General features: G+C 42.4%; 14 protein-coding genes. 5 read left to right on the top strand and 9 right to left on the bottom strand.

Translation table 11 applies throughout. The annotated features are described in order from the left end of the window. Nucleotides 1–126 precede the first annotated feature (126 nt). Nucleotides 127–1,737, top strand: coding sequence for an amidohydrolase family protein (locus AC13CC_RS16560; RefSeq protein ID WP_482877073.1), 1,611 nt, complete (start codon nucleotides 127–129; stop codon nucleotides 1,735–1,737). Nucleotides 1,738–1,799: 62 nt separating this feature from the next. Here AC13CC_RS16560 and AC13CC_RS16565 read toward each other — a convergent pair whose 3' ends face one another. From AC13CC_RS16565 to AC13CC_RS16590, 6 genes are all read right to left on the bottom strand, one after another. Beyond that, nucleotides 1,800–2,402: a hypothetical protein gene (locus AC13CC_RS16565; RefSeq protein ID WP_326278036.1), complete on the bottom strand. Its 603-nt coding sequence runs from the start codon at nucleotides 2,400–2,402 to the stop codon at nucleotides 1,800–1,802. A gap of 164 nt (nucleotides 2,403–2,566) precedes the next feature. Further along, entirely contained in the window at nucleotides 2,567–2,842 is a 276-nt protein-coding gene (locus AC13CC_RS16570; RefSeq protein ID WP_326278037.1) for an ATP-dependent Clp protease adaptor ClpS, read from the bottom strand. A gap of 23 nt (nucleotides 2,843–2,865) precedes the next feature. Then, a complete protein-coding gene (gene prmA / locus AC13CC_RS16575) occupies nucleotides 2,866–3,699 on the bottom strand; it encodes a 50S ribosomal protein L11 methyltransferase (protein ID WP_482877074.1) in 834 nt (277 codons plus the stop codon). Nucleotides 3,700–3,702: 3 nt separating this feature from the next. Beyond that, nucleotides 3,703–4,452 (bottom strand): triose-phosphate isomerase, encoded by a 750-nt coding sequence (gene tpiA, locus AC13CC_RS16580; protein WP_482877075.1) that lies wholly within the window; start codon nucleotides 4,450–4,452, stop codon nucleotides 3,703–3,705. A 48-nt stretch (nucleotides 4,453–4,500) separates the two neighbouring features. Beyond that, entirely contained in the window at nucleotides 4,501–5,640 is a 1,140-nt protein-coding gene (locus AC13CC_RS16585) for a BT_3928 family protein (RefSeq protein WP_482877076.1), read from the bottom strand. 182 nt (nucleotides 5,641–5,822) lie between these two features. Further along, complete coding sequence (locus AC13CC_RS16590) at nucleotides 5,823–6,389, bottom strand: DUF1599 domain-containing protein (protein WP_326278041.1); 567 nt, start codon at nucleotides 6,387–6,389, stop codon at nucleotides 5,823–5,825. Nucleotides 6,390–6,484: 95 nt separating this feature from the next. Here AC13CC_RS16590 and folP point away from each other — a divergent pair, with 95 nt between their 5' ends. After that, on the top strand, nucleotides 6,485–7,318 hold the full coding sequence (gene folP, locus AC13CC_RS16595; RefSeq protein WP_326278042.1) for a dihydropteroate synthase: 834 nt from the start codon (nucleotides 6,485–6,487) through the stop codon (nucleotides 7,316–7,318). A 44-nt stretch (nucleotides 7,319–7,362) separates the two neighbouring features. Further along, a complete protein-coding gene (gene cdaA, locus AC13CC_RS16600; RefSeq protein ID WP_326278043.1) occupies nucleotides 7,363–8,151 on the top strand; it encodes a diadenylate cyclase CdaA in 789 nt (262 codons plus the stop codon). An 8-nt stretch (nucleotides 8,152–8,159) separates the two neighbouring features. On the opposite strand, the gene AC13CC_RS16605 is transcribed toward cdaA, so the two are convergent. Together AC13CC_RS16605 and truA are read right to left on the bottom strand one after the other, a co-directional pair. After that, nucleotides 8,160–9,932 carry an ABC transporter ATP-binding protein gene (locus AC13CC_RS16605; RefSeq protein ID WP_482877077.1) on the bottom strand — a complete coding sequence of 591 codons (1,773 nt, stop codon included), beginning with the start codon at nucleotides 9,930–9,932 and terminating at the stop codon, nucleotides 8,160–8,162. Continuing rightward, on the bottom strand, nucleotides 9,916–10,671 hold the full coding sequence (gene truA, locus AC13CC_RS16610) for a tRNA pseudouridine(38-40) synthase TruA (RefSeq protein WP_482877078.1): 756 nt from the start codon (nucleotides 10,669–10,671) through the stop codon (nucleotides 9,916–9,918). Before truA ends, AC13CC_RS16605 begins: the two co-directional genes overlap by 17 nt. An 88-nt stretch (nucleotides 10,672–10,759) precedes the next feature. Here truA and AC13CC_RS16615 point away from each other — a divergent pair, with 88 nt between their 5' ends. Further along, entirely contained in the window at nucleotides 10,760–11,254 is a 495-nt protein-coding gene (locus AC13CC_RS16615) for a metallophosphoesterase family protein (RefSeq protein WP_482877079.1), read from the top strand. A gap of 66 nt (nucleotides 11,255–11,320) precedes the next feature. Here the strand turns inward: AC13CC_RS16615 and AC13CC_RS16620 are convergent, their stop codons facing one another. Continuing rightward, nucleotides 11,321–11,731: a DUF4293 domain-containing protein gene (locus AC13CC_RS16620; protein ID WP_163625981.1), complete on the bottom strand. Its 411-nt coding sequence runs from the start codon at nucleotides 11,729–11,731 to the stop codon at nucleotides 11,321–11,323. Nucleotides 11,732–11,922: 191 nt separating this feature from the next. Here AC13CC_RS16620 and rho point away from each other — a divergent pair, with 191 nt between their 5' ends. Continuing rightward, nucleotides 11,923–13,548 carry a transcription termination factor Rho gene (rho, locus tag AC13CC_RS16625; RefSeq protein ID WP_482877080.1) on the top strand — a complete coding sequence of 542 codons (1,626 nt, stop codon included), beginning with the start codon at nucleotides 11,923–11,925 and terminating at the stop codon, nucleotides 13,546–13,548. Nucleotides 13,549–13,645: the final 97 nt, after the last annotated feature.

Raw genomic sequence — 13,645 nt, forward strand, 5'->3', positions numbered from 1 at the left:
TGGCAGTTTCAATGGAAACCCCAATGCATGCATGCGGGGAATTTTTTTCGATTAAAAAAACAACAACATCCTTACAAAGACCTTTATAAAACTTTTGCCTAATTTACATCCAACCAAACCGATCCTATGAAGAATCTCAAAGCCAAAACTTTTCTATTTGCATGCTTGTTATTAAGTATTTATGTGAAGGCTCAAATTGAAAAGGCCCCTCCAAGAACCGATGGAGAAGGGCCTTGGTCGCAATTAATTATACGGGGGGTAACCGTAATAGATGGAACCTTGTCGCCTCCTATCGGCCCAGTGGACATTGTAGTGGAAAACAATCGGATTTCCTCCGTGCAAGTGGTAGGTTTCCCGGGAATGGACATTGACCCTAACAGAAGACCAAAGCTCAAACCTGGCGGAAAAGAGCTCAATGCGGAAGGTATGTACTTGCTCCCTGGGTTTGTGGATACGCATGCACATATCGGGGGCACCTCACAGGGAACACCTGCCGAATATGTTTACAAGTTATGGATGGGGCATGGCATTACCACCATTTGCGACCCAGGTTCGGGCAATGGAATTGATTGGGTGCTGGACCAAAAGGAGAAAAGTGCAAAAAACGAAATTACCGCTCCAAGAATACAGGCTTACACTTGGTTCGGCAGCAATTTAAACGGAGAACGGGGACGAGGGGACATCACTACCCCCGAAGCTGCCCGGGAATGGGTCAGGGCCAACGCCAAAAAAGGTGCAGATGGCATTAAGTTTGGTGGAGGCCTGCCCGAGGTAATGACCGCGGCCTTGGACGAAAACAAAAAAATGGGGCTGCGCTCCAAGACCCATCATGCCCAATTGTATGTAGGCAGGTGGAATGTGCTCCATAGTGCTAGAGCAGGACTTACTTCCATGGAACATTGGTACGGATTACCGGAAGCCATGTTCGATGACAGAACTGTTCAAAACTATTCTTTGGATTACAATTACCAAAACGAGCAAGACCGCTTCGGTGAGGCTGGTCAACTTTGGGCACAAGCTGCAAAGCCATTTTCCAAAAAATGGAACGAGGTGATGGACGAACTGATTTCCTTGGATTTTTCCCTCTCGCCCACCATGGTTATTTACGAGGCCAACAGGGACTTACAAAGGGCCAGACGTGCCGAATGGCATGAGGAATACACACTCCCCTCTCTTTGGGAGTTTTATGCGCCGAGCAGACAATCCCATGGATCCTACTGGCATTATTGGGGTACGGAACAAGAAATTGATTGGAAGGAAAACTATGAGCTTTGGATGGCTTTCTTGAATGAATATAAAAACAGAGGAGGAAGGGTCACGGTGGGCACCGACGCTGGATTTATCTATCAGCTTTATGGTTTTGCCTACCCCCGGGAGATGGAACTTTTGCGCGAAGCCGGTTTTCATCCCTTAGAGGTAATTAAGGCCGCTACCCTAAATGGTGCGGAAGCCCTTGGCTTGGATGATGAAATAGGAACCATAAAAGTTGGGAAACTGGCGGATTTTGTGATCATCGAAGAAAATCCCTTGGAGAACTTAAAAGCGCTCTACGGTACAGGGGCCATTGAACTACAGCAGGACAATAGCATTGAACGTGTTGGAGGAGTAAAGTATACCATAAAAGATGGGATAATCTACGATGCCAAAAAGTTATTGGAAGATGTAAGGAAAATTGTCGAGGAAGCTAAAGCCAAGTCCAATTACCAAATCGTTCAGCCTGGGATGAAGCCTGAATAACCATAATTGCAATAAAAATCAAAAGGCGATGACCGGAATTGGTTACCGCTTTTATATGAGGTTTATTTTGCCAATGAGTCCAACATACGTTGGGTGTTTTCCAATTCCCGTTGCATTTTCTCGTTCTCCAAAATATACTGTTCTCGCAACTGATCTATTTTTCGTTCAAACTCGTCGGCAGGGACATATTCCGGCTCCAGGAGAGTTTCTTTAAAGATACTGACCAATGTAAACAAAAAGCTGATCGCCACCGCTACTATAAGTCCTACGAGCATCACTTTTTCCCGTTTCAAATCTGGAGTGTTCTTCTTCAGTAGTTCCCTTTCCTCCTTGGTCAATTTTGGCGTACCCGATAACTGCCCTAGAAACGCATCCCACTTCTCCTCTTCCTTTACATAAAGATTCATAAATCCACCTTCATCCAAAAAATCTTCGGTATGGGATGTAGAGGCCAACATAAAAATATCCATACCATTGCCACTCATTACATCCAGTAAATCGGGGTCGTAAGTTTGGATTTCATGCACCAATTTTTGAGCATATTCCAGACTATAATTGGGTCTTAAAAATTCATCGTAAAGGGTTTGGATTTGGAAGTAATCGCTTCGCTCCAAGGCATATTCCAAAAAACGATCTTTTAATTCAGCCTTAAAAAATTCACTCATTTTTCAGAATGGGTGGTTAGTGGGTTGGTTTTTGGTTGTTTAGGCTAAATATGAAGAATTGGGATGGTAAGAGATGCTAGTTCAAGGTAAAGAATTCATGAGCTTTAGTTTTGAAATATTGTTATGTCGGTTTGAGGTGGAGAACTTTTGCTGGAATTGGCAAGTTAAACAATCTCGGCACTTAAGCCCGCCTGCAACAGCTTACTGCATTTAGGCTTTAGGGCAGCATACTCTCCCGTTTTTACGGTGCACTTTCCTTTGTAATGCACAATCAAAGAGCACTGTTCGGCTTGTTCTGGCGTATGCTCACAAACATTGATCAGTGTTTGAATAACGTGATCAAAGGTATTGACATCGTCATTAAAAAGAACTATCTCGTGCTCATTTATGGTCTCTTCGTCCAGAAGGACACCTTCCAACTCTTTTTCTTTAGTTCCCATAATCTCTTGGAGTTTACGTATTTCTAATTTACATATTTTGCTGCAACCCAGTTATTCTTCTCAATATTTTTTTCAAATTCCAAACCGTAGGCGTCACATTTTGAAGAAATTGCATCTAAATCCTCCAAATAGAAGCCACTTAAAAATAAGAAACCTCCCTTTTTTAAGCAAGTTGTGTATATAGGAATATCTTCCAATAAAATATTCCGGTTGATGTTGGCCAGAACAACATCATATTTTTTTCCATCCAGCAAACTACTGTCGCCCTGAAAAACTTTTATATCTGCACAGTCATTGCGCTCCACATTTTCCTGGGTATTCAAATAACACCACTCATCAATATCAATGGCCTCTACTTCGGCAGCTCCTTTCTTTTTGGCCAAAATGGCAAGAACACCTGTTCCGCAACCCATATCCAAGACCGATTTTCCTGAAAAATCCGTATCCAGAATATGTTGCAACATCATGTGCGTGGTTTCGTGGTGACCGGTGCCGAAACTCATTTTCGGCTCTATGACAATATCATAATCAACCTCAACGGCCTCGTGGAAAGGTGCACGAACCATACATTTTTCCCCTACTTTAATGGGATGGAAGTTCTTTTCCCATTCTGCGTTCCAATTCTGCTGTTCAATTTCTTTACTGGTCCAGCTTATCTCAAAATTTGGATTTTGGCATACGAACAGATCCTCCAATACCCCATCACGCCATTCGCATTTTAGGATGTAGGCCAAAAGTCCTGTTTCATTTTCCACAAAACTTTCGAAACCCAATTCCCCCAACTCCGCAATCAAAATATCTGTCGCGGGTTGGAGCGGGTCAATCTTAAAATCGTATTCGAGGTATATCAAGGACATGGTTTAAATCGCCTTGATGATATCCGTAAAATCGCTAGCCACCAAAGAAGCGCCACCGATCAAACCACCGTCCACATCCGGCTTTGAAAATATCTCGGCCGCATTGGCAGGCTTTACACTTCCTCCGTACAAAATGGAAATATCTTCGGCAATGGAAGCATTGAATCCTTCGGCAATTGTCTTTCTGATGAACGCGTGCATTTCCTGAGCCTGCTCCGGGCTTGCAGTTTCACCTGTACCAATGGCCCAAACCGGTTCATAGGCAAGTACTATTTTACTCCAAGCGCTGGGATCCAAATCAAAAAGGGCGTTTTTCAATTGGCTTTCCACAACAGCAAAGTGCTTATCGGATTTTCTATCTTCCAACTCTTCTCCAAAACAGAAAATAACCTTCAAATCCTTCTCAATGGCTGTTTTTACCTTTTTGGCCAAAAGAGCATCGTCCTCACCAAAGTAAGCACGTCTTTCGGAGTGGCCCAAGATTACTACATCCACACCTAAACTAAGTAGCATATCCGCTGAAATTTCTCCTGTATAGGCGCCACTTTCGGCAAAATGCATGTTCTGCGCAGCAACTTGCATTTTGGAATCCTGAAGTGCTTGTTGTGCAGCTTGGAGGTTTACAAAGGTCGGTGCTACGATTACATCGGCATCGGTATCGGGTAGTTTGGCGGAAAGCTCGGCCAACAATTCCTCCGTTTCTTGAAGGTTTTTATTCATTTTCCAGTTTCCTGCCACAATCTTTGTTCTCATGTTATTTGTTATTATGTTATACTGTTTGGTGTTTCGATTCCTTTATGATCAGAAAGTAAGTTCATCAAAATCGTTGTAGTGTACTTTTTGCTGAATGGTTCCCTTGCTGAGCACCAAAATAGCTGGATTGGAACGCACAATGGTCTTCAATGTGGTCTCATCGGTAAAATAAAACTCAAAGTCCAGTCCGTAGGTATCTATCAACTTATTGGCCATATCGCTGCTCGAAGCGGACATCCCAATGACTTTGTATCCTTTTTGTTTTGCTCTATCGACTGTTTTCTTGAGCTCAGGATAAATTTCATTTTGTGCGGCCTCAATTTCTTCATTGGTTGCACCTGTGGTCAAACCACCTGTTTTTCTTAAATCATAGGCTATCACCATCACCAATTTATCTTCTTCCAAAAGTTCCGCTGCATAATCCTGACCTTCTTGTTCTATGGTAAAATCGTGGATGGGTGGTTCGTACCCTGCTTGGATTTCGGTAGTTTCCACATCAATAAATTCGCCATCCACCGTTGGGTAATCTCCCTCAGTAATATAAATTTGCTCTTCTCCGTTTACCATAAAACGCCATGCATACTCGTAAATAGGTTGTGGAGCATTATCGGGGACGGACATTCCTTCTTGGATATTTGCCCCAATTTTATAAGGCCTAAAATCTACCGTAGGTAAATGGGCCAAAACATGGTTGGCGAACAAAATACAGGCCAACAATGCCACTCCCCCAACAATCCAATTGGTTTTGGGACTGAACAAGGGTTTGATATATTCTCTGCCGAAAAACAGTATCAGAATAAATATCAGCAGAACCACATCCTTGGTGAAGGATTCCCACGGGGTTAGTTTGATGGCGTCCCCAAAACATCCACAATCGGTTACTTTATTGAAATAGGCCGAGTAAAAGGTAAGAAAGGTGAAGAAGACAATCATGAGTAAAAGACTCCAAACCGTGAATTTGGGTTTAAACCCGATTAGGAGCAAAACTCCAAGAATCACCTCAACAATCACTACAAAAATGGAGATTCCCAATGCCAAGGGGGTTAAAAAAGGTAAGTCCAACACACCTGGGCTAAAGTATTCTTCCAGTTTAAAGGAAAACCCCATGGGGTCGTTCAGCTTTATAAGCCCGCTGATAATGAACAGCACCCCCACTATAATTCTTGATATCCAAACTAAATATTTCATATACTATCAAAATAATTTTTTCACGAAACAAAAAACGCCGACCTGACGCGGATCCCACCAATTTTCAACAAAGTATAGGAAGCCATAGACACAATATGTGATTGACGATAAACCCAACTATCTTCTTTTGTCTTTGTTCTTGTCTCTTTTCCCCTATATCCACATTGCTCTGTCATGCGCTGTTATTTGGATTTTGGTGCTTGGATTTTGGAATTTTCGCTCAAGTGTATGAGCGCAAAAACTGCATAATTAACCATATCCTGATAGTTGGCATCCACACCTTCACTCACCAAGGTAGCCCCTTGATTGTCCTCAATCTGTTTTACGCGCAACAACTTTTGCAAAATTAAATCCGTAAGTGAGCTTACCCGCATATCCCTCCAAGCTTCACCATAGTCGTGATTTTTGTCTTCCATCAATTTTTTGGTGATGGTGACTTCCTCATCATAAAGTGCAATGGCTTCATCAGCCGTTAGGTCCGGTTGTTCCACCACACCTTTTTTAATTTGAATAAGCGCCATAATGGAATAATTGATAATTCCGATAAACTCCGAACGCTCATCCTCATCCACTTTACGCACCTTGTTCTGTTGAAGGCTTCGAATGCGCTGGGCCTTTATAAAAATCTGATCTGTTAATGACGGTAACCGTAGGATTCGCCAAGCTGTGCCGTAATCCTTGGCCTTTTTCAAAAACAATTCCCGGCAGGTTTGTATCACCTCATCGTATTGTTGGGAAGTATGCTGCATGTATTGTTGCTAATTTGCGTAAATTTCGTCCAACTTGCTTGTGCCCAAAAGCACTTTGCCAAAGATAATGAAACCCAACAAAGCAGATATTTTTTATGACCATAAACTGCAAAGGTGAACTTGTAGACCTAAAAAGGCCCAAAGTAATGGGCATCCTCAACCTTACACCAGATTCTTTTTTTGATGGTGGAAATTACAAGAATGAAGGTTCCATACTCACCCAAGTTGAATATATGCTCGACCATGGTGCCACTTTTATTGATATGGGCGCCTACAGTTCGCGACCTGGTGCCGAACATGTTCCAGAGGATGAGGAATTGCGCAGAATGGTTCCCGTTATCGACCTTATCCTAAAAAGGTTTCCCGATACTTTGATTTCTGTGGATACATTCAGAAGCAAGGTGGCTGCAGAAAGTATTGAGCATGGTGCGGCCATTATTAACGACATTGCTGCTGGAAATTTGGATGATGAAATGTTTGGAACCATCGCAAAGTACCAAGTTCCGTATATTATGATGCACATGAAAGGCACCCCGCAATCCATGCAAAAAGAAGCTACCTACCATAACTTGATCAACGACCTCAGGATTTATTTTTCAGAAAAAGTCCAGAAGGCCACATCCCAAAAAATAAATGATCTTATTATAGACCCAGGCTTTGGCTTTGCCAAGACAACGGAACAAAATTATACGCTTTTAAACCATTTGGATATGTTCCAAACCTTTGGTTTGCCTATTTTGATTGGGTTGAGCAGAAAATCCATGATCTACAAAGTGTTGGAATCATCCCCACAAGAGGCATTGAACGGCACCACGGCCCTGCACACCATTGCCCTTTTAAGGGGTGCAAACATTATTCGGGCCCACGATGTAAAAGAAGCTACGGAATGTGTTAAACTTGTGGAAGCCTTAAAAGAGAACGCACTCTGATTTGAGGTTCTCCTATTTTTGCTAATTTTACAAAAACACTGCGGTTGGATTTTTTAAATTTTCTCGAGTTCAAGATTACGGATATTATCGACATAGTCCTCGTGGCCGCACTCCTGTATTACATTTACAAATTGGTCAAGGGTACGGTCGCCATCAATATTTTTATTGGGATAGTGATTGTTTGGGCGCTGTGGAAACTAACCGAATTGCTGCAAATGAGAATGATCAGTAGCATGGTCGGCGGCTTTATGAACATTGGCTTGATTGCCTTGATCATTGTGTTTCAGCAAGAGATTCGAAAGTTTTTGCTGATGATCGGCTCCACCAACTTCGCCTCCAAACGCAATATTTTTAAACATTTTAAATTCCTAAAGCAAGAGGCCATTGCCACCAATACCGATGTGGATGCCATAATTGGTGCCTGCGAACGCATGGGCAGCTCCAAAACGGGGGCACTGATCGTAATTGAACGCAACAATTCCATGGATTTTGTTAAATCTACGGGGGATGCCATGAACATAAAGGTGACCCAACCTATATTGGAAAGCATTTTCTTTAAAAACAGCCCGTTGCACGATGGGGCCATTGTGATCCAAGATAACTTTATTACCGCTACAAGAGTGATTCTACCGGTTTCCAACGACCGAAACATTCCCCTCCGTTTCGGATTGCGACATAGGGCTGCCGTGGGAATCACGGAAAAAACCGATGCACTGTGCTTGGTAGTGAGCGAGGAAACAGGTTCCATATCCTACATTAAAAATGGGGAGTTTGTTCCATTTAAAGGAAGAGAGGAATTGATACATCGTATTAAAAAGGATTTGGAGCAATAAAATCCAGATTAAGCCACCTCCTCGGCCAAAAATTGTGCAGTGTACAAATCGTTGTAGTAACCGCCTTTTTCAAGAAGTTCTTTGTGGGTGCCGATTTCGACAATCTCCCCCGCATCCATCACTATGATCTTATTCGCTTTTTTGATGGTCGCCAAACGGTGTGCAATGATAATGGAAGTCCTTCCCTCGGTAATCTTATCCGTAGCGCGTTGTATTAATTGCTCGGAATAGGTATCTACGGAAGATGTGGCCTCGTCCAAAATCAAAATACTTGGGTTGCTCACATAAGCGCGCAAAAAGGCAATAAGCTGACGTTGACCACTGGAGAGCATGGTGCCGCGTTCCTTTACATTATATTGGTAACCTCCCGGCAAACTTGAAATAAACTCGTGTACGCCAATTTGCTTGGCCGCGGCTTCAATCTGTTCCGTGGTAATGGACTCATCGCGAAGCGAAATGTTGTTTGCAATGGTATCGGCAAACAGAAAAACATCTTGCAGTACAATCGCAATGTGGGAACGTAGTGATTTTAAGGTGTAGTCGTCCAAACACACATCATCCACCAAAATTTTTCCGGAACTGATTTCATAGAATCGATTGAGCAGATTGATGATGGTAGATTTACCCGCACCCGTTGCACCAACTATGGCCACCGTTTCCCCTGCTTTCACTTTAAAGGAAATTCCGTGAAGTACTTCTTCATCGGGCACATAACCAAAACGGACATCTTTAAATTCAATATCGCCTTTTACATCTTCTTTCTCAACGGTTCCCTTATCATCAATATGGCTGTCGGTATCCAAAATCTTGAACACACGGTTGGCAGCTACCATCCCCATTTGCAGGGTGTTGAACTTATCCGCAATCTGACGAAGTGGTCGGAACAACAGATCCATCAAGAAAAAGAAAGCGACAATGGCCCCTTTGTTGTCCATCCCCACATTTTCTATATTCTGAATCACACCGAAATACACCACCAATCCAATACCAATGGAGTTGGAAATTTCCGCTATCGGAAAAAATATGGAGTTGTACCATACCGTTTTCAACCAAGCGTTTTGATGCTTTTCGTTGATGGCCCGGAACTTTTCCTTTTCAATTTCCTCACGGTTGAAGAGTTGCACGATTTTCATTCCTGCGATGCGCTCTTGCACAAAGGAATTAAGGTTGGACACTTGGGCGCGCACTTCCACAAAAGCTACCTTCATGGCTTGTTGAAAGAGACGGGTGGCAATCAAAATAATGGGCATAATTGCAAAAACAATCAAGGCCAGTTTCCAATTAATGACCACCATAATGATGGCTGCCGACAACATTTTAAGGGCATCGGCCACAATCATAAAAAATCCCTGACTGAATATTTCCCCTATTCGCTGCATATCCGCCACCGCCCTTGTGACCAAAACGCCGATGGAAGAATTGTCGAAATAGGTCATTTTAAAGCTGGTCATCTTCTCAAAAAGATTGATTCGGATATCGCGTATTACAGACTCTCCGAGTAAGTTCGCGTAATAGTTGAACAACAATTGTGTGGTTACCTGACCCAACAAAAAGGCCAACATGTACAAGACGTTCTGAAGCAGCTGACCCGAGTCCTTATTTTCCAAAGATTGATTTATGATGGTTTTGACCAACAACGGAATCCCAATGGCAAATGCTGCGGAGAGGATGGCCACAATGGCCACCAACCAAAAAATGCCCCTATAGGGTCTGGTCCGTGAAAAAACCCGTTTGAACAGTCTAAAATCAAACGCTTTTCCTACATCATCCTTTTTGCTCATCAAAAATTTCTTTTGGATATGAAACCTTGGTCAAATATAATCCTTTTGCTGGGACGGAGACACCTGCCTCCCCCCTATCTTTACTCGCAACAATTTGATGGATATCCTCAGGAGGCATTTTTTCCATGCCCACATCCAACAAAGTACCTACCACAGCGCGGACCATATTTCGTAAAAACCGATCGGCGGTTATGGTGAACACCCATTTATCACAATCAATTTTCCAGTGAGCTTCGCGAACATCGCAATTAAACGTTTTTACATCGGTATTGGATTTGGAAAAACATTCAAAGTCGGTGTATTCCAACAATATTTTAGCTGCCTTGTTCATGGCTTCTATATCCAACGAATGTTTTACAAAATGGGCATGATCGAAAAGAAATGGATCTTTTTCTTTCACCAACCAATATTCGTAGGTACGTTGCACGGCATCAAACCGGGCATGGGCTTCAATAGCAACTTGATGGATTCTTTGCACCGCGATATCATCTGGTAAAAAAGCATTCAACCGATATATTAAGTCATCTGTATCGGAGATGGGCTCAAAGTCAAAATGGCCAAACATCTGCCTTGCATGTACACCTGCATCGGTTCTACCGGCTCCCACCACTTCCACCTTTTTACGTAAAAGTGTGGACAGTGCCTTTTCCAAAACCTCCTGCACGGTTATGGCGTTCGGTTGATTCTGCCATCCGTGGTATGCCTTACCGAAATAAGAAAATTGGATAAAATATCTCAATGTGATCCCTTACTTTTAAGCCCATAAAGATAATTCAATCCTTTCCAACACAAATTCAACCTTGAGGTTTTAGCATATTTTTAGCGAAATGACGAAGATTTTATTGCTTTCCGACACCCATGGCCACATGGACAACACCATTTTAAAGTATGCCGCACAGGCTGATGAAATTTGGCATGCGGGCGATATTGGAAGTTTATCCGTTACCGACCAGTTGGAAGCTCTAAAACCTGTTCGGGGGGTACACGGGAACATTGATGACCATGTGATTCAAAAAGAATTCCCGGAAAACAACAGGTTTATGTGCGAGGGTGTGGATGTATGGATCACGCACATTGGGGGTTACCCCAACAGGTACGATGCTCGGGTACGGGAAGAAATTAGAAATAATCCACCTAAACTTTTTATTTGTGGCCACTCCCATATTTTAAAAGTGATGAACGATAAAAAATTGGGGGTTTTGCACATGAACCCAGGAGCTTGCGGCAAATATGGTTTTCATCAAATGCGTACCATGCTTCGTTTTGTGATCAATGGGGATAAGATTAGCGACCTTGAGGTAATTGAACTGGGCAAACGATAGCCCAAAACATAAAAACCCCGGCCAAAGCCAGGGTTTTTTCGCACTAATACTACTAAGATGTTAGGTTCAACGTAAGCGATCGACAGATTTTACAAGATCTTCATCCTTTTTGATAGCCCTGTTGGCCAGGACAAGAAAAACGATAGAAAATACAGGAATCAGCATCCCAATACCCTTCTCAGAAACCACAGTTTCTCCGGATAGGCTTAGTGATCGATAAACGAAAAATCCTAGTAAAAAAAGGTTCAATATCATATTCAATCTGTTTACCACAAATTGATTTTGTCTTTTCTTGTACATTACAATCGAAACTACGGCCAAGACGGTTACCACATAAAAAACCAAGCTTACAATAACTTGATCTTGGGCAAATACTTCTCTTCCGCCTACTTCCACCCATAAATTCAGAAAAAACGGAAGTATGCCCGATATAAGGCCTACTATCAGTAAAAATAACGTTTGTATTCGCTGAATCATTGTGCAAATTGATTTCGAATGCCAAAAATAGGCGTCTTTTTGATAAATAAGGCCTTATTCTTGAAAAATTATTTGTAATATTGTCACGTTATTATAAAGCACCTACCTCGGAATTCTTACTCCAGTAGTATCCAAAGATAACTTTACTTCAAATTTTAGAATAACACAAGTTTAACTTATTCCATTACTTAATGTTCGAGATTTCAGATCTAAAAGCTAAAAAGCTTCCTGAGTTGCAAGAAATTGCAAAGGGTCTTAATGTTCCCAAATTCAAATCATTGAAAAAATTGGACCTAGTATATCAAATACTGGACGTCCAAGCATCCAACCCTAAAGCTGTTGCAGAAACTGTTACAGCAAGCGCAGACGAAAAGCCAGCGCCAAAACCTAAAAAGCCCAGAGCTCCTCGCCCTAAAGCTTCGGAGACGAAAAGCACGGAAGGTGACGCTCCAAAAAAAGCACCTCAAAAAAGAGAGCCCAGGAGCAAAAAAGAGGACTCCAAACCTCAAGGAAAACCTCAGAAAAAGGACAACAAGCCACAGGACAACAAGTCTCAAGACAATAAAGCCCACGGCAGCAGCAACTCCCAAAAGAACCAAAACAACAGGAGAAACAACCAACATAACAAACCACACCACGATAAAAAGAACAGCAATTTTGACAAGGATTTAAAGAACAGGTACAAAGAGCCTGAATTTGAGTTTGATAGCATTATTGAGAGCGAAGGTGTGCTGGACATTATGCAGGATGGTTACGGATTCCTACGGTCCTCCGATTACAATTACCTGTCTTCTCCCGACGATATTTATGTTTCCCAATCACAGATAAGATTGTTCGGACTTAAGTCCGGGGATACAATTTTAGGAAACATTAGACCTCCAAAAGAGGGTGAAAAATATTTCCCGCTGATCAAAGTGAACAAAATCAACGGATTGGACCCACAAGTGGTTCGTGACAGAGTGGCTTTTGAGCACCTTACCCCATTGTTCCCTAAGGAAAAGTTCAAGTTGGCGGAAAAACAAAGCACTATTTCCACAAGAATTATGGACCTGTTCTCCCCTATCGGGAAAGGACAAAGGGGAATGATCGTTTCCCAACCCAAAACGGGTAAAACCATGTTACTTAAGGATATTGCCAACGCCATTGCAGCTAACCACCCCGAGGTATATCAAATCATTCTATTGATCGATGAGCGCCCCGAGGAGGTTACCGACATGCAACGCAACGTACGTGGTGAAGTAGTTGCCTCTACCTTTGACAAGGAAGCCACCGAGCACGTAAGAGTAGCCAACATTGTATTGGAAAAAGCAAAACGATTGGTGGAATGTGGTCATGACGTAGTGATCCTTTTGGACTCCATTACGCGTTTGGCCCGAGCCTATAACACCGTACAACCAGCATCTGGTAAAGTATTGAGTGGTGGTGTGGACGCAAACGCACTACATAAACCAAAACGTTTCTTTGGTGCGGCCCGTAACATTGAAAATGGTGGGTCATTATCCATTATTGCAACGGCCTTGACCGAAACCGGTTCCAAAATGGACGAAGTTATCTTTGAGGAATTCAAGGGTACAGGTAACATGGAGCTTCAGTTGGACAGAAGAATCTCCAACAGAAGAATCTTCCCTGCCATCGACCTTATTTCTTCCTCAACACGAAGAGATGATCTGTTGTTGGATGAAAACACCATTCAACGTATGTGGATCATGCGCAAATATCTTGCAGACATGAACCCTATTGAAGCAATGGAGTTTATGGAGCAACGTATAAAGCAAACCAAGAACAACGAGGAGTTTTTACTCACCATGAACGAGTAAAACCACACAACACTCCATATCATAATGTTACAGGCCCTTCAAGTTTTTTGAAGGGCTTTTTGTTGAGCCAATTTATAGAAAAGGCATATCTTTAGTC

It is taken from the genome of Flagellimonas sp. L-11 (assembly GCF_056857735.1).